General features: G+C 60.6%; 19 protein-coding genes. 14 read left to right on the top strand and 5 right to left on the bottom strand.

The window, feature by feature from the left end; all coding sequences use genetic code 11:
- Window positions 1-128 precede the first annotated feature (128 nt).
- Window positions 129-2,306, top strand: coding sequence for a hypothetical protein (locus tag JN756_RS07485; RefSeq protein ID WP_026139772.1), 2,178 nt, complete (start codon window positions 129-131; stop codon window positions 2,304-2,306).
- A gap of 221 nt (window positions 2,307-2,527) precedes the next feature.
- On the opposite strand, the gene JN756_RS07480 is transcribed toward JN756_RS07485, so the two are convergent.
- Window positions 2,528-2,830: a DUF2288 domain-containing protein gene (locus JN756_RS07480; protein WP_017844802.1), complete on the bottom strand. Its 303-nt coding sequence runs from the start codon at window positions 2,828-2,830 to the stop codon at window positions 2,528-2,530.
- Between the two features lie 341 nt (window positions 2,831-3,171).
- Here JN756_RS07480 and JN756_RS07475 point away from each other — a divergent pair, with 341 nt between their 5' ends.
- The 5 genes from JN756_RS07475 to JN756_RS07455 all read left to right on the top strand — a co-directional run bounded on the left by JN756_RS07475 (window position 3,172) and on the right by JN756_RS07455 (window position 8,168).
- Window positions 3,172-4,299: a branched-chain amino acid ABC transporter substrate-binding protein gene (locus tag JN756_RS07475; RefSeq protein ID WP_017844801.1), complete on the top strand. Its 1,128-nt coding sequence runs from the start codon at window positions 3,172-3,174 to the stop codon at window positions 4,297-4,299.
- 228 nt (window positions 4,300-4,527) lie between these two features.
- A complete protein-coding gene (gene livH / locus JN756_RS07470; protein WP_003231100.1) occupies window positions 4,528-5,451 on the top strand; it encodes a high-affinity branched-chain amino acid ABC transporter permease LivH in 924 nt (307 codons plus the stop codon).
- On the top strand, window positions 5,448-6,701 hold the full coding sequence (locus JN756_RS07465; protein WP_017844800.1) for a high-affinity branched-chain amino acid ABC transporter permease LivM: 1,254 nt from the start codon (window positions 5,448-5,450) through the stop codon (window positions 6,699-6,701). The genes livH and JN756_RS07465 overlap by 4 nt, the downstream gene beginning before the upstream one ends.
- Entirely contained in the window at window positions 6,698-7,465 is a 768-nt protein-coding gene (livG, locus tag JN756_RS07460) for a high-affinity branched-chain amino acid ABC transporter ATP-binding protein LivG (RefSeq protein WP_012722652.1), read from the top strand. The genes JN756_RS07465 and livG overlap by 4 nt, the downstream gene beginning before the upstream one ends.
- A 1-nt stretch (window position 7,466) precedes the next feature.
- On the top strand, window positions 7,467-8,168 hold the full coding sequence (locus JN756_RS07455) for an ABC transporter ATP-binding protein (protein ID WP_017844798.1): 702 nt from the start codon (window positions 7,467-7,469) through the stop codon (window positions 8,166-8,168).
- A gap of 107 nt (window positions 8,169-8,275) precedes the next feature.
- Here JN756_RS07455 and JN756_RS07450 read toward each other — a convergent pair whose 3' ends face one another.
- Window positions 8,276-9,454 (bottom strand): integrase core domain-containing protein, encoded by a 1,179-nt coding sequence (locus tag JN756_RS07450; RefSeq protein WP_502941117.1) that lies wholly within the window; start codon window positions 9,452-9,454, stop codon window positions 8,276-8,278.
- Window positions 9,455-9,678: 224 nt separating this feature from the next.
- Here JN756_RS07450 and bufA1 point away from each other — a divergent pair, with 224 nt between their 5' ends.
- Genes bufA1 through JN756_RS07430 form a run of 4 tightly spaced genes read left to right on the top strand, consistent with a single transcriptional unit; the run spans window position 9,679 to window position 12,141 of the window.
- Window positions 9,679-9,984 (top strand): BufA1 family periplasmic bufferin-type metallophore, encoded by a 306-nt coding sequence (gene bufA1, locus JN756_RS07445; RefSeq protein WP_017844797.1) that lies wholly within the window; start codon window positions 9,679-9,681, stop codon window positions 9,982-9,984.
- Window positions 9,985-10,007: 23 nt separating this feature from the next.
- A complete protein-coding gene (bufB, locus tag JN756_RS07440; protein ID WP_128191900.1) occupies window positions 10,008-10,886 on the top strand; it encodes an MNIO family bufferin maturase in 879 nt (292 codons plus the stop codon).
- Window positions 10,883-11,659, top strand: a complete 777-nt coding sequence (locus JN756_RS07435) for an HvfC/BufC N-terminal domain-containing protein (protein ID WP_128191899.1) — start codon at window positions 10,883-10,885, stop codon at window positions 11,657-11,659. The genes bufB and JN756_RS07435 overlap by 4 nt, the downstream gene beginning before the upstream one ends.
- Window positions 11,656-12,141 (top strand): DoxX family protein, encoded by a 486-nt coding sequence (locus JN756_RS07430; protein WP_017844794.1) that lies wholly within the window; start codon window positions 11,656-11,658, stop codon window positions 12,139-12,141. The genes JN756_RS07435 and JN756_RS07430 overlap by 4 nt, the downstream gene beginning before the upstream one ends.
- Here the strand turns inward: JN756_RS07430 and JN756_RS07425 are convergent.
- On the bottom strand, window positions 12,138-13,046 hold the full coding sequence (locus JN756_RS07425; protein WP_017844793.1) for a LysR family transcriptional regulator: 909 nt from the start codon (window positions 13,044-13,046) through the stop codon (window positions 12,138-12,140). The two genes, JN756_RS07430 and JN756_RS07425, sit on opposite strands and share 4 nt — an antisense overlap.
- A gap of 104 nt (window positions 13,047-13,150) precedes the next feature.
- Here JN756_RS07425 and JN756_RS07420 point away from each other — a divergent pair, with 104 nt between their 5' ends.
- The 3 genes from JN756_RS07420 to JN756_RS07410 all read left to right on the top strand — a co-directional run bounded on the left by JN756_RS07420 (window position 13,151) and on the right by JN756_RS07410 (window position 16,238).
- A complete protein-coding gene (locus JN756_RS07420) occupies window positions 13,151-13,750 on the top strand; it encodes a short chain dehydrogenase (protein WP_201021961.1) in 600 nt (199 codons plus the stop codon).
- 96 nt (window positions 13,751-13,846) lie between these two features.
- Window positions 13,847-14,518, top strand: coding sequence for a COG3650 family protein (locus JN756_RS07415; RefSeq protein ID WP_017844791.1), 672 nt, complete (start codon window positions 13,847-13,849; stop codon window positions 14,516-14,518).
- A 106-nt stretch (window positions 14,519-14,624) separates the two neighbouring features.
- Window positions 14,625-16,238 (top strand): NAD(P)/FAD-dependent oxidoreductase, encoded by a 1,614-nt coding sequence (locus JN756_RS07410; RefSeq protein WP_046384441.1) that lies wholly within the window; start codon window positions 14,625-14,627, stop codon window positions 16,236-16,238.
- A 58-nt stretch (window positions 16,239-16,296) separates the two neighbouring features.
- Here the strand turns inward: JN756_RS07410 and JN756_RS07405 are convergent, their stop codons facing one another.
- Window positions 16,297-17,391 (bottom strand): PLP-dependent cysteine synthase family protein, encoded by a 1,095-nt coding sequence (locus JN756_RS07405; RefSeq protein ID WP_057004730.1) that lies wholly within the window; start codon window positions 17,389-17,391, stop codon window positions 16,297-16,299.
- A 215-nt stretch (window positions 17,392-17,606) separates the two neighbouring features.
- On the opposite strand from JN756_RS07405, the gene nhaA reads away from it, so the two are divergent.
- On the top strand, window positions 17,607-18,782 hold the full coding sequence (nhaA, locus tag JN756_RS07400) for a Na+/H+ antiporter NhaA (protein WP_057004729.1): 1,176 nt from the start codon (window positions 17,607-17,609) through the stop codon (window positions 18,780-18,782).
- A gap of 76 nt (window positions 18,783-18,858) precedes the next feature.
- On the opposite strand, the gene JN756_RS07395 is transcribed toward nhaA, so the two are convergent.
- Window positions 18,859-19,323, bottom strand: a complete 465-nt coding sequence (locus tag JN756_RS07395) for an outer membrane lipoprotein (RefSeq protein ID WP_003189251.1) — start codon at window positions 19,321-19,323, stop codon at window positions 18,859-18,861.
- Window positions 19,324-19,468 lie beyond the last annotated feature (145 nt).

The raw sequence follows: 19,468 nt of genomic DNA, 5'->3' as shown, positions 1-19,468 counted from the left end.
GATTTCCCCTTGAAACGCTAGGGTTAAACCTATCGCCCCGGACCCGAACGCACTGTAAAGTCGCGAACTCCCACTCAGTGATGGCCTTTTAACATTTCACAGCCATCCGCCCAGGTACATGGCGCACAATGACTTCTAAAAATAACTCTGCCACCGTGGTCTCCGATGTGTTGCCGACAGCTCCTGCGGAAAAACCTTCAGGTTCGAAGTCATTGAGCAGCCCCCGTCCACTGGCGACCCAGCAATACCTGTACTTCACCGAGACCAATACCGACCGCATCCTCGACAACCTCGACGGCCTGCGCGACATGGTGTTCCCGCGCCTGCCCCATCAGGAAGTCGATGGCGAGCCGCGCAGCGAACAGGAATTCCCCTCGGTGTGCCTGATCGGCCTGGGCCGCTGCGGTTCGAACATTGCGCTGGACGTGGCCGAGCTGGTCTATAACGCACGCAAGTTCTACCTCAACGAATTCAGTACCGAAGACAAGTCGACAGACAAAGGCTACAGCCCCGCCCAATGGATTCGCAACAACCTGCGCCTGGGCGTCGGCAAGGCCAGCAAACCGGTGTTCCTGGTGGAGCCGCTGGTGATGCTGGGCGACCTGGACAAAGACATCGCCGGGCGCATCCGATTCTCGCGCAAGGGCGAAAAAAGCGGCTTCCTGCGCGATTACAGCAAGATGAAAATCATGGACCTCTCGGAAGTCCATGCCGGTGGCGCCGGTAACGCGCCGATCCTCGGCCAGTACCTGGCCAAGATCATCCTCAATAAAGACACCCAGCGTTTTTCCAGCCCCGACTGGAAGATGATCCATTCGTACCTGATCGACTCCTGCGGCATCAAGGCCAACCAGTCGCGCCTGTATTTCTCGATCTTCAGCGCCGGCGGCGGCACCGGCTCGGGCATGGCGTCGGAGTTCGGCCTGGCCCAACAGCATTCGTACATGAACAAGACGTTCGACACCAAGCCGGCCGACGAGCACGACAGCAAAAGCGGCCACGCCTTCGTTTTCGAACCGATCTTCACCAGCGGCATCTGCGTGCTGCCGAACATCTCCGACCACCGCAGCGAAATGTCCGAGGCGCTGCACATCAACGCCGGGCGGCTGCTCTGCAAGTATCTGTCAGAAGAATGGGATTTCTCGTACAACTTCGCCAATGAAGACAGCAGCGAAGCCAGCGTCAAGGGCCGTATCCGCCCGTGGAACGCGATGATGCTGATCTCCAACGACATCATGCGTTACGCCGAAGAGAGCGATGACGGCAATATCCAGAACATTGATGTCAATGCCATGGAAAAGCACGCCAACCAGTATATCTCGCAACAGATCTTCAACATTCTTACCGCCCAGGCGGTCACCACCGACTACGACCAGAACTACTTCCGTCGCGCCGGTATCGACATCGGCGAAACCATCCGCCTGGATGCCAACGACCTGTTCATGAGCCTGGCCGGCCCGGTGGCGATTGCCTACGCCGAATCGGTGGTCCCGGAAACCCCGGCGCCGTCGGGTGACAAGTTCAAGGTGTTCGACAAAGAGCCGCAGCGCCTGAACATCGACGACCTGTTCTTCCGCTCCATCGACCTGCCGCACTTCAACAAAGTCACCCAGGCCATCGAAGGCATCAGCCTGCTGCCGATCGAGTCCAAGCGCTACAAGGCCTCCCTGGAGCAGTACAAGAACTCCGGCTATGACGCGGCGGCGCTGCACGACCTGCACTTCTTCAAGAACTGCTCGTCGGTGGTGTCGATCGTGTCGCTGCCCAAGGACTACAAACTGTCCTACATGGACCTGAACCGCCTCAAGACCCACCTCAACAGCCTGTTCCCCAACACCACGCTCAAGCGCTACGCCCTGGTGATCGGCGCGTCGGCCAACCTGTCGCTGACCACCCTGATCGCCAAGAGCCCGTGCCTGTCAGATGATTTCCTGACGCTGATCGTGGCGTTCATCAAACGCTGCTTTGCGCGCAACCCGTACCGTTTCGACGACACGCTGGACAACTCGATCCTGGACTTCATCATCCACGAGGATTTCGACGAAGAGCGTATCGACGAACTGCTCAATGAGTTTGAAAACCCGGCGAAGATCCTCGACACCAACTGGTACGCGATCAAGCCGATGTATGAGAAGAAGTACCGTGAGTTGATCAATGACAAAGATAAGTTTGTCTCGATCAATGACATTCGCCTGTCACGGGATTGCGTGAAGAAGGCGATCAAGTACTTGCGTGAGATTTACCGTCATCGGATCGGCAAGACGAAGATTATTTCGTTGAACAACCATACCGGCAAAACTGCCTAGTTGTCTGTGGCGAGGGAGCACGCTCCCTCGCCACAGCGATCTGCTAACACCAAGAAACAATTCCCCGGGCATTTCGCCGTCGGCAAAACTGTTCCCGTGACGCGCACGTCACCCTCGGCTGTGACCTTTCTCCACGGCAAGATGCCATCACCGCATCAGCGGTTACTCCGCTACACACTTGCAGCGGCGCAAACCATGCACCATTTTCGCGCAGGCTTTTCTTACGCTGCCCTTTCCTGGATCAGAATCCACGGCGAAACCACCACCGCCCACAGGCTCGGATCACGCTCCAGCAGGTCCAATGCCCGCGTCGCAGACACTTCGCCCAGGCTCCCCGAGGCCAGCCAGGCAGCGACTTTATCGCGCTGATCCTCGGCCATGCCTTCGGCCGCCTCGATCAAATCCAGGCCGGCGTCGACCCACAATAGGGCACCCTTGGCAAAGAACGGTTCGAGCTCCTTCCAGGAGATTTCGGCGGTTTCACCGAGCAGCTTGGCATAGAGGGTGCTAGGTTCTTGCGTCATGGGGATTCACCTTGGGAAAAAATCGGCGCAATCATAACGTCGTGTCTCTCGTAGAAAAACCCAGTTGCAAATGAGTGAACGATTGAAAGCGTCAGGAAAGCCACGGATTGTCCGCCACTGCGGCAGCGTCCCGGCGCAATTCTGTCTTTTTCTTTCATTTAAGCGACACGCCCGGGTATTGCCCCCAGCAGCCAGCTTTTCAAGCGATCAACCGGCGCTCTACACTGTACCGGTACAGTTGCCAGGGCACTGCCGGGGGGATATTCAAGATATCTGATCCGGTTCTGCAGCTCACAAGGCCGCTAGAACTATAAAAAAGACAACAGTAAGAGTGGAGCACTATGAATAAGGCTACTAAGCAGATTTCCAAACTGTTTGCCGCTATGGTCCTGGCCGGGGTTGCCAGCCATTCGTTCGCAGCCGACACCATCAAGATCGGCATCGCCGGGCCTAAAACCGGTCCTGTCACGCAATATGGCGACATGCAGTTCATGGGTGCCAAGCAAGCGATCGCCGACATCAACGCCAAGGGCGGCGTCGATGGCAAAATGCTCGAAGCCAAGGAATACGACGACGCCTGCGATCCCAAGCAAGCCGTGGCCGTCGCCAACAAAGTGGTCAACGACGGCGTCAAGTTCGTGGTCGGTCACCTGTGCTCCAGCTCCACTCAGCCCGCGTCCGACATTTATGAAGACGAAGGCGTGATCATGATTACCCCGGCAGCCACCAGCCCGGAAATCACCGCCCGTGGCTACAAGCTGATTTTCCGCACCATCGGCCTGGACAGCGCCCAAGGCCCGGCGGCCGGCAACTACATCGCCGACCACGTGAAACCGAAGATCGTTGCCGTGCTGCACGACAAGCAACAATACGGTGAAGGCATCGCCACTGCCGTTAAACAGACCCTCGAGAAGAAAGGCACCAAGGTTGCCGTCTTCGAAGGCCTGAACGCCGGTGACAAGGACTTCTCCTCGATCATCCAGAAACTCAAGCAAGCCAACGTCGACTTCGTCTACTACGGCGGCTACCACCCTGAGCTGGGCCTGATCCTGCGCCAAGCCAAGGAAAAAGGCCTGAACGCCAAGTTCATGGGCCCAGAAGGCGTCGGCAACGACTCCATCTCGCAAATCGCCCAGGGCGCTTCCGAAGGCCTGCTGGTGACCCTGCCGAAATCCTTCGACACCGACCCGGCCAACAAAGCCATCGTTGAAGAGTTCGCCAAGAACAAGCAGGACCCAACCGGTCCGTTCGTGTTCCCGGCCTACTCGGCCATTGAAGTCATCGCCGGTGGTATCAAAGCCGCGAAAAGCGAAGACACCGCCAAAGTGGCCGAAGCCATCCACGCGGGCACCTTCAAGACCCCTACCGGCGATCTGAGCTTCGACGCCAAGGGCGACCTGAAGGACTTCAAGTTCGTGGTCTACGAGTGGCACTTCGGCAAACCGAAAACCGAAGTTTCCCCTCAGTAAGCCAGGCGTTACTGGTCAACAAGCCCACTGTGAGAGCAGTGGGCTTTGTTTTACGAGGTTTATGGGCCTGTCACCCGCGATCCGGGCGCTGGCTCACCTGAAAATCTTAAAACCGTCACCAGCGGTTCGCTGGCAAACGCTTTGCGCAAATGTGCTCACAGAACACAGCGCAGGGCCGGAACATGACTCCACCAGTGAAATGCGTATCGGGTTTTTAGGAGCGTTGTAATGCCTGAGATCTATCATTTTTTCCAACAGCTGGTTAATGGCCTGACCATTGGCAGCACCTATGCCTTGATAGCCATTGGCTACACAATGGTTTACGGCATCATTGGAATGATCAACTTCGCCCATGGCGAGGTCTACATGATTGGTTCCTACGTGGCCTTCATTGCCCTTGCCGGGCTGGCCATGATGGGGATCCACTCCCTGCCGTTGTTGATGACCGCCGCGTTCCTGGCGTCGATCGTCGTAACCAGTGCCTATGGCTACAGTATCGAACGGGTTGCCTATCGTCCCTTGCGTGGCAGCAACCGTTTGATCCCGCTGATTTCCGCCATCGGCATGTCGATTTTCCTGCAGAACACCGTATTGCTGTCCCAGGACTCCAAGGACAAGTCCATTCCCAACCTGATCCCGGGGAGCTTCTCCTTCGGCCCAGGCGGCGCACAAGAAGTGCTGATTTCGTACATGCAGATCCTGGTCTTCGTCGTCACCCTGGTGGCCATGCTGGGCCTGACCCTGTTCATTTCCCGCTCCCGTCTGGGGCGCGCCTGCCGGGCCTGCGCCGAAGACATCAAGATGGCCAACCTGCTGGGCATCAACACCAACAACATCATCGCCCTGACCTTCGTCATCGGTGCCGCGCTGGCGGCCGTCGCGGCCGTGCTTTTGAGCATGCAGTACGGCGTGATCAACCCCAACGCCGGTTTCCTGGTCGGCCTCAAGGCCTTTACCGCAGCGGTATTGGGCGGCATCGGCAGCATTCCGGGCGCGATGCTCGGCGGGCTGGTGCTGGGGGTGGCCGAAGCGTTTGGCGCCGATATCTTCGGCGACCAGTACAAGGACGTCGTGGCGTTCGGCCTGTTGGTTCTGGTGCTGTTGTTCCGTCCGACCGGCATTTTGGGCCGTCCGGAGGTTGAGAAAGTATGAGCAGATATCTTAAATCGGCGTTTTTCAGCGCCCTGTTGGTGTGGGCCGTGGCGTTCCCGGTACTCGGCCTCAAGCTGAGCATTGTCGGCATCAACCTGGAAGTGCATGGCACCGGTCCCGTGACCCTGACCATCATTGCCCTGTGTTCGGTGCTGATGTTCCTGCGCGTGCTGTTCACCCGGCAGGTCGGCGCGTTGTTCAAGGGTAACCGTGGCCCGCTGGTATCGCCCAAGGTCAGCCAATTCCTGACCCTGCCGCGCACCCAGCGCTACATCATCATCGGCCTGATCGTGGCCGCGCTGATCTGGCCGTTCTTCGGCTCGCGCGGTGCGGTCGACATCGCCACCCTGATCCTGATCTACGTGTTGCTGGGCCTGGGCCTGAACATCGTGGTCGGTCTGGCCGGCCTGCTCGACCTGGGTTATGTGGGTTTCTACGCCGTGGGCGCCTACACCTACGCGCTGCTCTCGCACTACCTGGGCTGGAGCTTCTGGATCTGCCTGCCCCTGGCCGGCATGGCGGCGGCGACGTTCGGCTTCCTGCTGGGCTTCCCGGTGCTGCGTCTGCGCGGTGACTACCTGGCCATCGTGACCTTGGGCTTCGGGGAAATCATCCGACTGTTCCTGCGTAACCTGACCGACATCACCGGTGGTCCCAACGGCATCAGCAGCATTCCCAAGCCGACGTTCTTCGGGCTGTCGTTCGAGCGCTCCGCGGCCGAAGGCATGCAGACCTTCCACGAGTACTTCGGGATTGCCTACAACCCGGTGAGCAAAGTGGTGTTCCTGTACCTGGTGGCGCTGTTGCTGGCTCTGGCCGCACTGTTCGTGATCAACCGCCTGCTGCGCATGCCGATCGGCCGTGCGTGGGAAGCGCTGCGCGAAGATGAAATCGCCTGCCGGGCCTTGGGCCTGAACCCGACCATCATCAAGCTGTCCGCGTTCACCCTGGGCGCCGCGTTCGCCGGTTTTGCCGGCAGCTTCTTCGCCGCTCGCCAAGGCCTGGTGACGCCGGAGTCGTTCACCTTTATCGAGTCGGCGATCATCCTCGCCATCGTGGTACTGGGTGGCATGGGCTCGCAGTTGGGCGTGATTCTCGCGGCGATCGTGATGATCCTGCTGCCGGAAATGATGCGTGAGTTCAGCGAATACCGCATGTTGATGTTCGGCGCCATGATGGTGCTGATGATGATCTGGCGTCCTCAAGGCCTGCTGCCCATGCAACGTCCACACATGGAGCTGCGCAAATGAGCCGCGAGATCCTGAAAGTCGAAAACTTGAGCATGCGCTTCGGCGGCTTGCTGGCGGTCAATGGCGTGGCCCTGACCGTGAAGGAAAAACAAGTGGTTGCACTGATCGGCCCCAACGGCGCCGGCAAGACCACGGTGTTCAACTGCCTCACCGGTTTCTACAAGCCCAGCGGTGGCAGCATCCTGCTCGACGGCCAGCCGATCCAGGGCCTGGCCGGTCACGAGATCGCCCGCAAAGGCGTGGTGCGGACCTTCCAGAACGTGCGGTTGTTCAAGGACATGACGGCGGTCGAGAACCTGCTGATCGCTCAGCACCGTCACTTGAACACCAACTTCTTCGCTGGCTTGTTCAAGACCCCGGCGTTCCGCAAGAGCGAGCGCGAGGCCATGGAATACGCGGAGTATTGGCTGGACAAGGTCAACCTCACCGAGTTCGCCAACCGCCCCGCCGGCACCCTGGCTTATGGGCAGCAACGTCGCCTGGAAATCGCCCGCTGCATGATGACCCGCCCGCGGATCCTGATGCTCGACGAACCGGCCGCCGGCTTGAACCCCAAGGAAACCGAAGACCTCAAGGCGCTGATCGGCGTGTTGCGTGAGGAAAACAACGCCACCGTGCTGTTGATCGAACACGACATGAAACTGGTCATGAGCATTTCCGACCACATCGTGGTGATCAACCAGGGCACGCCCCTGGCCGACGGTACGCCGGAGCAGATCCGCGACAATCCTGAAGTGATCAAAGCCTATCTGGGGGAAGCGTAAAATGCTGCAATTCGAAAACGTTTCCACTTTCTACGGAAAGATCCAGGCCCTGCACAGCGTCAACGTCGAAGTGCGCCAGGGTGAGATCGTCACGCTGATCGGCGCCAACGGTGCCGGCAAGTCGACCTTGCTGATGACCTTGTGCGGTTCGCCGCAGGCCCACAGCGGCAGCATCCGCTACATGGGTGAAGAGCTGGTGGGCCAGCAGTCGTCGCACATCATGCGTAAAAGCATTGCCGTGGTGCCGGAAGGCCGACGGGTGTTTTCGCGCCTGACCGTCGAAGAGAACCTGGCCATGGGCGGGTTCTTCACCGACAAGGGCGACTACCAGGAGCAAATGGACAAGGTGCTGCACCTGTTCCCCAGGCTCAAGGAACGCTTCAGCCAGCGCGGCGGCACCATGTCCGGCGGCGAGCAGCAAATGCTCGCCATCGGTCGCGCGCTGATGAGCAAACCCAAGCTGTTGCTGCTCGACGAACCTTCCCTGGGCCTGGCGCCGATCATCATCCAGCAGATCTTCGACATCATCGAACAGCTGCGCAAGGACGGTGTGACGGTGTTCCTGGTCGAACAGAACGCCAACCAGGCGCTGAAAATCGCCGACCGTGCCTATGTGCTGGAAAACGGCCGGGTGGTGATGCAGGGCACGGGTGAGCAGTTACTGACCGATCCGAAGGTGCGTGAGGCGTACCTCGGCGGTTAACACCCGGTTGCTAAATGTGGGAGGGGGCTTGCCCCCGATGGCGCCATGTCAGGCACAGAATATGTGACTGATATACCGTCATCGGGGTGTACAGACGGAGACATCCTTTACAAACGAGACCGGGGATATCCTTTACGTTTCTGGGTGCTGGACAGCCGGCTTGCACCGCTGTCTAGCCTACCCAGTGGATAGTTACATAGGTACATGTCCCACACGTTGTCGTCCACTTCTCGCAGTCCAACGGACTCTCCTACCAGTGACTCACTCAAAAAGATCATCCTGCCCCTCCACTTCATTGATCCGTCTGTTCTGACTTTGCGTACCTCCATATCCGCCCCATATTCGGCAGGAGGTACCCAGCCTGTATAGATCCTTGGCGATTTATCGTACAGATCGTTCGGCACTTTCATACCCAACGCCTCGTGCGGCCGATCATGATTGAATTCCTGTCGAAATCGTTCAAACGCCAACTGCTGCTGGACCATATTGGCTTCTGGCGTCTTCAGTAACGCGGCCTTGAGTGAGCGATGCATACGTTCATGCCGCCCGTTCTGATCGGGTCGCCCCGGCTGAATACGCTCTGGGTAGATACCCAGTCGTATCCACCATACGGCCAGACTCGAGAGCCTGTTGAGGCCGGTTGAAGCGAAGGGTGAACCGTTGTCAGTCCTGATGACGTCAGGCAGACCATACTCGCGAAAAGCCCAGTCAAAACCCTCGCGGGCCCCGGCCACACTGGGCTGAGCACGACACAACAATATGAATCTGCTGGCCTGATCCGTGAGTGTCAGCGGGTAACAGCGTCGGCCATCCGTCATTAAAAAGTCGCCTTTGAAGTCAGCGGCCCACGTTTGATTGGGGAGGTCTGCCGGGCGAAGTTTGACGGGGCCGGTAGGCGGACGATTGCGCTTGCGCCGCTCTTGGACCAGTCCCGCTCGTTTGAGCCATTCCCCCGCCGTGCTGGGTGCCGGCCAATGACATTCCGGATAGCGATTGGAAAGGACCTTGACCAGCTTTTTGGGGCCCCAGTCATGGTGTTGATGCTTGAGCTCAATTAGAGCAGCAATATGTGCATCGCACGTTTGAAAAGGGCTTGAGAGTGGACGGCGTGAAGCCTCCTTGAGTCCGTCCAAGCCCGCAGTGGCGTACCGTTGCAGCCACTTGTCCAAGGTCGGTCGACTAATGCCGTAGCTCAATGCCAGTTGACGTTTTGAATAGGCGCCGGACAGCCAGTCGCCTATCAATCTGACTTTTTGGTCCATAGGGGACTCTCGATTCCATGACATGGCCAGTTACCTCCTGGCCATGATTAATACATGTAAACGATGTCTCCGGTTTCAAACGTAAAGGATGTCTCCGGTCTGTACCGGGGCAAGCCCCCTCCCACATTTGTTTCGGGTGATCCCTGAAATTTTTTTCAAACGGCTTGTAACGAATTCCAGCGTCCAGCCTCTAGTGGTACAAGCAGGCAATCATGCCCGCCGACTCATTCCACTGCTGGAGATACACCATGACCGTTAAACACCGTTCGCTGTCCGCTGCTTCCCTCGTCCTCGCCCTGAGTTCCGCCCTGAGCCTGTCCGCCTTGAGCACCAGCGCCCACGCGGCCGACGACATGCAGAAATGCTTCGGCGTCGCCGAAGCCGGCAAGAACGATTGCGCCGCTGGCGCTGGCACTTCCTGCGCCGGCACCTCCAAAACCAAGGATCAGGCCAACGCCTGGAAACTGGTCCCGGCCGGCACCTGCACCCAAACCCCAAGCACCACCTCGTCGACTGGCTTCGGCCAGGAAGCGGCCTTTACCGCCAAGTCCTGAAGCAGCCCGCAGCCTGAGTACTGATGATGACGCTTTCGTTCCTGCAAACGCCCTCAACGGCTCAGGTGCCCGGCCTCCCCCTGCGGGCCGGGCTGGGGCTGAAAAACGAGCACTTCACCGAAGTGCTCGACACCTGCCCCGATATCGGTTTTTTTGAAGTGCATGCCGAAAACTACATGGTGGCCGGCGGCCCGTTTCATCACTACCTGGGTTTGATTCGCGCGCAGTACCCGCTGTCGCTGCACGGCGTGGGCCTGTCCATCGGCGGCGAAAACCCGCTGAACCGTGAGCACCTGGCACGGCTGGCAACACTGATCGAGCGCTATCAACCCCAGGCCTTTTCCGAGCACCTGGCCTGGTCGACCCACGGCCCGGTGTTTTTCAACGACTTGCTGCCCCTGGCCTACGATGTCGCCGCCCTCAATCGAGTGTGCGAACACGTTGATCAGGTTCAGAGCACCCTCAAGCGGCCAATGCTGCTGGAGAACCCATCGACCTACCTGCAGTTCCAGCGCTCGACGCTCGACGAAACGGACTTCATCGGCGAAATCATCCGCCGCACCGGCTGCGGCCTGCTGCTGGACGTGAATAACGTCTATGTGTCGTGCATCAATCATCAGCGCGATCCGTTGACCTACATCGACGCGCTGCCCTTGCACGCCGTGGCTGAGATTCATCTGGCAGGCTTTGCCGAAGACACCGACAGCCTGGGCGAGCGCCTGCTGATCGATGATCACGGCGCGCCCATCGATAACGCCGTCTGGCAGTTGTACGAACACGTGCTCGCGCGTACCGGCCCGGTGGCCACGCTGATCGAAAGGGATAACCAGGTACCGGCCTTCAGCGTGCTGCTGGCCGAGGCACAGCAGGCCGAACGGCACTTGTCGCGGGGCCGCCCATGAGCCTTCTCGAAGACTTTGCCGCCGCCCTGCTGGCGCCGGACCAAGCCTGCCCGGCCGGCCTGTTCAGCAGCAACGGCGCCGACCCGGCCAGCCGTTTTGCGGTGTATCGCAACAATGTCCACGGCTCGTTGATCAACGCGCTGGCGACTGCTTACCCGGTGACGTTGCAACTGGTGGGCGATGAGTTTTTCCGCGCCATGGCCGGCTGCTACGTACAGGCATGCCCGCCCGGCAGCCCATTGATCAGCGAATACGGCGCGACATTTCCCGGTTTTATCCAGGGCTTTGAACCGGCCGCGAGCGTGCCTTACCTGGCGGATGTAGCACGCCTGGAACGCTTGCGGGTCCGTGCCTATCACGCGGCGGATGCCCTCGCGCTGGAGCCGCAGGCTGTTCTGCAGCAACTGCAAACGCACACCGAGCTGGGCACATTGCACCTGCAACTGCACCCATCCCTGGCCACGCTGGACTCGCGCTACGCCGTCGTCGCGGTGTGGGCGGCGCACCAGACCGAGGGCGCGATTGCCACGTTGAATCCCTGGCATGCCCAGGGCGCCCTCGTGTTGCGCCGGGGCCTGGAGGTCAAGGTGTTCGCCATCGACAGCGGCTCGGTGGCGTTTATCGACAGCCTGAACCAGGGCGCGGTGCTGGAGAAGGCGCTCGCGCACGCACTCGAGGCCTCAGCCGAGTTCGATCTGCACCAATGCCTGGCGCTGCTGATCAACCAAGCCGCCATCACTCATCTGTCTCTGGAACACAAGGTATCGCCATGAACCCTCGATCAACGCGCCTGATCAACCGGGCCATCCAGCTTTTCGAAAAAATCCCCTACAGCTTGATAGCCTTTCTCGCACGTTTCTCCATCGCGGCGGTGTTCTGGAAGTCCGGGCAAACCAAAGTCGAAGGCTTTGCCATCGACTTGATCAGCGGCACCTTCCAACTGGGCGAGCCGCGCCTCGCCGCCTCGACGCTGCCGCTGTTTCGCAGCGAATACAAGCTGCCCTGGCTGTCACCGGAAGTGGCCGCGCACATGGCGGCATTTGCCGAACACTTCTTCCCGGTGCTGATCCTGCTGGGCTTGGCCACACGCTTCTCGGCCCTGGCGTTGATCGGCATGACCCTGACCATTCAACTGTTCGTGTACCCCGATGCCTACCCGACCCACGGCACCTGGCTGGCCGTCTTACTGCTGTTAGTGGCCAAAGGCCCGGGGCGCCTCTCCGTCGACCACCTGATCGCCCGCCGCTATCGCTAGAGTCGGTCGAGGGCTTCGCCGCTGCGCTTGAACCAGTCCACCAGGTAGTCGGCCAACACCTGGGTGCGTCGCGGCAAGCCGCCCTGATAGGGATGCACCAGGTACATCGGCAGGCTCCGCGTCTGATAATCCCGCAGGAGCCAGCGCAATCGGCCGTCAGCCAGTTCCGCCGGTAAAACGTAGGAAGGCAGCCGCGCAATACCAGCGCCCACCAGGGCGGCCTTTTTCAACAGGTTGTAGTGATTGGAAGCGAAGGTCCCGCTCACCCGCACGCGTAGCAGCTCGTGCTGCTGGTGGTACAGCCACTCTTCGCGGCCGCTGTAGTGGCTGTTCAGCAGGCAGGTGTGGGACGCCAGATCGGCTGGGGTCAGCGGTTCGCCGTGCTGCTCCAGGTAGGCCGGGCTGGCACAGGTCATCTCGTGCCAGGCCAACAACGGCTTGGCCACCAGGCGCTGATTTTCGATGGCGCCCGAGCGTACCCCCAGGTCGAAGCCATCCCGCGCCAGGTCGCGGTAGCTGTTGTTCAGCTCCAGTTCGATCTGCACCTGCGGGTAGTGCTCGGAAAACTCCAGCAACAAGCCGTCGAAGAAAGTTTCGCCCAACGACACCGGAACCGTCATACGCACCGGCCCGGCCAAGTCGTCCTTGAGCCGGGCCAGCGCCTGACGTGCCCGTTCGACCTGCGCCACCAACGCCTGCGCCTGGGGCAACAACGCAGCGCCGGCAGCGGTCAGGCTGAGCTTGCGCGTGGTGCGATGCAGCAACACCACCGAGTACCCCGCCTCCAGCTGGCTGATGCGCTTGGACAGTTGCCCTTTGCTGCAACCCAGTTGCTCAGCCGCCACGGTGAAACTGCCGGCCTCGATCAGTACGGCAAACGCCGCCAGGTCATCCATCTCGCTCATGGATTGTTTCCATTTGAAAACCAAAGGTTGCCTATTAGCGCGTTTATCCACTTGAAAAGCCACACTAGACTGAACCCTCACTTACCCACTGGAGAAACAGCACGATGAAAATCCTATTGATTGGTGCCAGCGGCACCGTGGGCTCGGCGGTCAAGGCGGAACTGGCGCAGCGTCACGAGGTGATCAGCATTGGTCGCAGCAGCGGCGACTTTCGGGTGGATATCAGCGACAGCGCCTCGATCCGTCGGCTGTTCGAGCAGACCGGCCGGTTCGATGCCTTGGTCTGCGCCGCCGGCAGTGTGAATTTCGTCGCGCTGGGTGAGATGAGCGAAACCGATTTCGAACTGGGCCTGCGCGACAAACTGATGGGCCAGGTCAACCTGCTGCTGATCGGCCGCGAGTACGCCAACGACGGCGCCTCGTTCACCTTTACCAGCGGCATCCTCAACCGCGACCCGATTCGCACCGGCGCCTCGGCGGCACTGGTCAATGGCGCACTGGATGCATTTGTGAAAGCCGCGGCAATCGAATTGCCACGGGGCCTGCGCGTCAATTCCGTAAGCCCGACAGTGCTGCTGGAAGCCATGGGCAGCTATGCACCGTACTTTCGCGGGTACAAACCGGCTGCGGGCGCCGATGTGGCACTGGCCTACGCGAAAAGCGTCGAGGGCTTGCAGACCGGCCAAACCTTTATCGTAGGTTGAACGCCAAAGCTGTAAGAAATGCCTGAAGCTGGCGCGTGGGCTTGTGATGCACCGCCAGCCTGCGTAACGTGGCGGCACTTGTCAGGAGACCCGATAATGCGTGCCGCCCGTACCCTCATGCTGTTTGCCTTGCTCCCCTTGTTCACCGCCTGCCAGTTGTTCGAAAGCGAGCCGGCCAAACCGTCCACTGCCGGGCTGACCCGCATGCAGGGCGAGCTCACGGCAGTCGCCGGCAAGCTGTTGTTCCAACCGTGCCACGACCAGCGCAACTACGTGGTCAAGGACACCGGCGGCACCAGCATCCTGCAGGAAGCCGCTTCCCTGGCGGGCCAGCAAGGCGCACTGTTTGCCGACCTGCGCGGCAAGTTCTCCGGCGTCGCCGCCGGCACCCAGGGCGAAGTGGAGCTGCAACAGCTGTACCGCGTCGAGCGCTCGACCTCGGCCTGCGATGATCCCGACTTCAAGCGCATGATCCTGCGTGCCAACGGCCACAAGCCGGCCTGGGCGCTGAACGTCACCGCCAAGGGCATGGTGCTGGAGCGCGAAGGCCAGCCGCCGCTGCCGGTTCCCTATGTCGAGGAACAACTGGGTGACGGGCGTTTCAACCTGATGACCGAAGCCAATAACCAGCACATCGAACTGTGGGTGGCCCCGCAGCGCTGTGTCGACAGTGCCAGCGGCAGCCTGCAACACATGACCGCCGAGTTGCGGGTCAACGGTCAAGTCCAGCGTGGCTGCGCGGCTTTCGGCGGTTCGCGCGACGATTGATTCGGGCCCGCGCTGTTTTAACATGACGGGAACCTGCCGTTGGGGCTTATAATCGCCGGTTTGCAAAACCGCCGGCCCCACCAAACGCCGCACACCGGACCCTGTCATGTTACGAATCACCGAACTCAAGCTGCCCATCGACCATCCCGAAGAAGACCTGCGGCCCGCCATCGTGCAGCGCCTGGGCATCGCCAGTGATGACCTGCTCGATTTCACCCTGTTCAAGCGCAGCTACGACGCCCGCAAGAAATCGTCGGAGCTGTGCTTCATCTACACCGTCGACGTGAACGTGAAGGGTGAAGCCGCCCTGCTGCTCAAGTTTGCCGACGACCGCAACATCAACCCGGCGCCGGACGTCAGCTACAAGGTGGTGGGCCAGGCGCCCGCGGATCTGGTTGAACGTCCGATCGTCGTCGGTTTTGGCCCGTGCGGGATTTTCGCCGGGCTGCTGCTGGCGCAGATGGGCTTCAAGCCGATCATCCTCGAACGCGGCAAGGAAGTGCGCCAGCGCACCAAGGACACCTGGGGCCTGTGGCGCAAAAGCGTGCTCAACCCGGAGTCCAACGTGCAGTTCGGTGAGGGCGGCGCCGGGACCTTTTCCGATGGCAAGCTCTACAGCCAGATCAAAGACCCGAAATTCCACGGGCGCAAAGTGCTGCACGAGTTCGTCAAGGCCGGCGCGCCGGAAGAAATCCTCTACGTCAGCAAGCCGCACATCGGTACGTTCCGCCTGACCGGCGTGGTGGAAAACATGCGCGAGCAAATCATCGCCCTGGGCGGTGAAGTGCGCTTCGAGCAACGGGTGACTGACGTATTGATCGAAGACGGTCAACTGAACGGCGTGGTCATCGACGGCGGCGAGCAGATCCTCTCCAAGCACGTGATCCTCGCCCTCGGCCACAGCGCCCGCGACACCTTCCGTATGCTCCACGGCCGTGGCGTGTACATGGAAGCCAAGCCGTTTTCCGTGGGTTTCCGTATCGAACACCCACAGTCGCTGATCGACGCCGCGCGCCTGGGCAAATACGCCGGGCATCCGAAACTCGGCGCGGCCGACTACAAACTGGTACACCACGCCAAGAATGGCCGTTCGGTCTACAGCTTCTGCATGTGCCCCGGAGGCACCGTGGTGGCCGCGACGTCCGAGCCGCATCGCGTGGTGACCAACGGCATGAGCCAGTACTCGCGCAACGAGCGCAACGCCAACTCCGGCATCGTCGTCGGCATCACGCCTGAGGTCGATTACCCAGGCGGTCCGCTGGCCGGCATCGAGCTGCAGGAGCGCCTGGAATCCCACGCCTACATCCTCGGCGGCAGCAATTACGAAGCCCCGGCGCAACTGGTCGGCGATTTCATCGCCGGCAAGCCGTCCACGGCCATCGGCAGCGTGGAACCGTCCTACAAACCTGGGGTGTCCATGGGCGATCTGGCCCTGGCACTGCCGGACTTCGCCATCGAAGCGATCCGTGAAGCCTTGCCGGCGTTCGAGAAACAGATCAAGGGCTACTCGTTGCACGATGCCGTCTTGACCGGGATCGAGACACGCACCTCATCGCCGTTGCGGATTACCCGTAACGAATCGATGCAGAGCCTGAACGTCAAAGGCCTGTTCCCGGCCGGCGAAGGCGCGGGTTATGCCGGTGGGATTCTGTCGGCGGGAGTCGACGGCATTCGGATTGCCGAGGCGTTGGCGCGGGATATGTTGGGTATCGAGGCCTGAAAACAGCGCCGTCCAAAGGTGGGAGCGCGGCCGCTCCCACATTGGTTTTTGTGGCGTGTCAGATATTCGCGCGCAGGATGTCATCGGGCAGTGGCTCACCGCGCTCGACGCTGGCCGCCACCGCGGCTATCAAGCCCTGCAGTTCATACCCCTGCCCCGCCAGCCACGCCTGATCGTAATAGGTAGTGGCATACCGCTCGCCCCCGTCACACAAGATCGCCACGATCGACCCCGACTCCCCCGCCGCTTTCATCTGCTGCGCCGCCATCAGGGCACCGATCAGGTTGGTCCCGCTGGAGCCGCCGACCCGCCGACCCAACCGCTCGGCCAGGTAATGCATGGCCGCCAGCGACAGCGCGTCCGGCACCTTGACCATCGCATCGATGACCTTGGGCAAAAACGACGCTTCGACCCGCGGTCGGCCAATACCTTCAATCCGCGAGCCGCACTCCAGGCGCAAGCCGGCATCGCCGCTCAGGTAGTAGTCAAAGAACACCGAGCGCTCGGCATCGGCACACAACACGCGGGTGCAATGCTGGCGATAACGCACATAGCGTCCCAGGGTCGCAGTGGTGCCGCCCGTGCCGGGGCTGGAAATCAACCAGCTCGGCTCCGGATGACGCTCGAAGCGCATCTGCTGGAAGATCGACTCGGCGATATTGTTGTTCGCCCGCCAGTCGGTGGCGCGTTCGGCGTAGGTGAACTGGTCCATGAAGTGACCACCGCTTTCCTGCGCCAGGCGTTCGGATTCGGCGTAGATCTGCGTCGGATCTTGTACCAGATGGCTCTTGCCGCCATAGAAGCCGATCTGGGCGATCTTTTCCTGGGAGGTGGTGGCCGGCATCACGGCGATAAACGGCAGGCCGAGCAAGCGCGCGAAGTAGGCTTCGGAGATCGCCGTCGAACCGCTGGAGGCTTCGATCACCGGCGCTCCCGGCTTCAGCCAGCCATTGCACAGCGCATACAGGAACAGCGAGCGCGCCAGCCGGTGTTTGAGGCTGCCGGTGGGGTGGCTGGACTCATCCTTGAAGTACAACTCGATACCCGGTAAGCCGGGCAGCGCCAAAGGGATCAGGTGGGTGTCGGCGCTGCGCTGGAAGTCTGCTTCAATGATACGAATGGCTTCGCGGGCCCAGGGACGGTGGTCGCTCATGAGAGGATCTCTAAGGATTTCAGTCTCAATCTTAGGATGTTTCCTACACCACACACAGATACAGTAACGACTCAATCGGACACACAATTGCTAGGCTCCGCCCCAACTCCGAGCGCGCCCCCTTCTTATAACAAATAAGAATATAACTTTTGTTTTAACAACTAACGGTACGGGTTAGGGTACGCATCTATTGAATCTGGATTGGAGAGCACCCCTTGGCTCTGCGTAGCACGTTCACCCGTTTCTTCCAGCTGGAAGCCGCCAGCGGTCTGTTGTTGATCGCCGCAGCCGCGTTGGCGCTGATCGTCAACAACTCACCGTTGTCGCACCTCTACAGCGCGTTCCTCGACGTGCCCGTGGTAGCGCAGATTGGCGCGCTGAAGATCGCCAAGCCCGCGTTGTTGTGGATCAACGATGGCCTGATGGCCCTGTTCTTTCTGCTGATCGGCCTGGAGGTCAAGCGCGAGCTGCTCGACGGCCACCTGTCCAAGCCTTCGCAAGTCGTCCTGCCAGGCGCCGCAGCGATCGGCGGCATGGTCGTGCCGGCATTGATCTACTGGGCAATCAACAAGGATTACCCGGCGGCGCTTTCCGGCTGGGCGATCCCCATGGCCACCGATATCGCCTTCGCATTGGGCGTCCTGGCGCTGCTCGGCAAGCGCGTGCCGGTGTCGCTGAAACTGTTCCTGATGACCCTGGCCATCATCGATGACCTGGGCGCGATCATCGTGATCGCCGTGTTCTATTCCAGCGACCTGTCCGGCGCCGCCCTGGCGGGCGCGGGCGCCTGCTTGATCGCCTTGATTGCCATGAACCGCCTGGGCGTGATCAAGCTCGGGCCGTACCTGATCATCGGCCTGATCCTGTGGGTCTGCGTACTGAAAAGCGGCGTGCATGCCACCTTGGCCGGCGTGACGCTAGCGTTCTGCATCCCGATGCGTACCAAAAACGCCGAACCCTCGCCGCTGTTGACGCTCGAACATGCCCTGCATCCATGGGTGGCCTATGGCATCCTGCCGCTGTTCGCGTTCGCCAACGCCGGCGTGTCCCTGAGCGGGGTCAGCCTCGAGAGCTTCACCCACCACGTACCGCTGGGCATCGCCCTCGGCCTGCTGATCGGCAAGACCATCGGCGTGTTCGGCCTGACCTGGCTCGCCATCAAGACCGGCCTCGCCGCGCTGCCCAGCGGCGCCAGCTGGGGCCAGGTGTTCGGCGTAGCGATCCTGTGCGGGATCGGCTTCACCATGAGCCTGTTTGTCGGCTCTCTGGCGTTCGTGCCGGGCGCCAGCGAATTTGCCGGGGAAGATCGAATGGGGATTCTGACCGGGTCGATACTCGCGGCGTGTATCGGTTATGCGGTGACGGCGATGGCGAGTCGCAAGAAAGCCTGACTCGCACAAAACACCGCGCACAAAAAACCCCAGCCGGTCACCCGGCTGGGGTTTTTCTTTGCTCGCGGCTTAACGCTTAGCGAGTCACGCGGCTGGTACCATCAACGGTCATGATGCGAACGCGATCACCGATGCGGAAGATTTCATTTTCCTGCACGGCCTGCACGTAGGCGCGCATGCTGCCGTCGTCTTCGCGAACGGTGATTTCCACGCCCTGGGTGCGGGTCAGGCCTTCTTCGGTGGCCGAACCCAACAGGCCGCCGGCGACAGCGCCGATCACGGCGGTCACGATACTGCCACGGCCGCCACCGATGGCGCTGCCGCCCACGCCGCCAATGACGGCACCGGCCGCACCGCCGATTGGGGTCTTGGTGCCTTCGATTTTCACCGGACGCAGGGATTCAATGGTCCCCATGCGAACGGTCTGCACGCGACGCGCTTCGTCACGGGAGTATGAGTCGCCGGTCAGACTCGAGGCGCAGCCACCCAACAACAACGACAGGGTAGTAAAGCAGGCAACTAGTAAAACGGACTTACGCATAGCATCAACTCCAAAGGACAGGTGTTCATTAGACGCGGCCGCTTGACGCCTGTCACGGCAAGCTCCGCAGAAAATTGCTTTCATTCAGCCCTAGTACAGAGTGCCAGCACCAAAACAGACGACAAACGGTAGCTCTCATCTCGTA

Origin of the sequence: Pseudomonas sp. Y39-6 (assembly GCF_023651955.1) — a bacterium.
Classification (GTDB): domain Bacteria; phylum Pseudomonadota; class Gammaproteobacteria; order Pseudomonadales; family Pseudomonadaceae; genus Aquipseudomonas; species Aquipseudomonas veronii.
The sequence above is the reverse complement of the archived record's forward strand: the minus strand, read 5'-3'. Positions and strand labels throughout refer to the sequence as shown.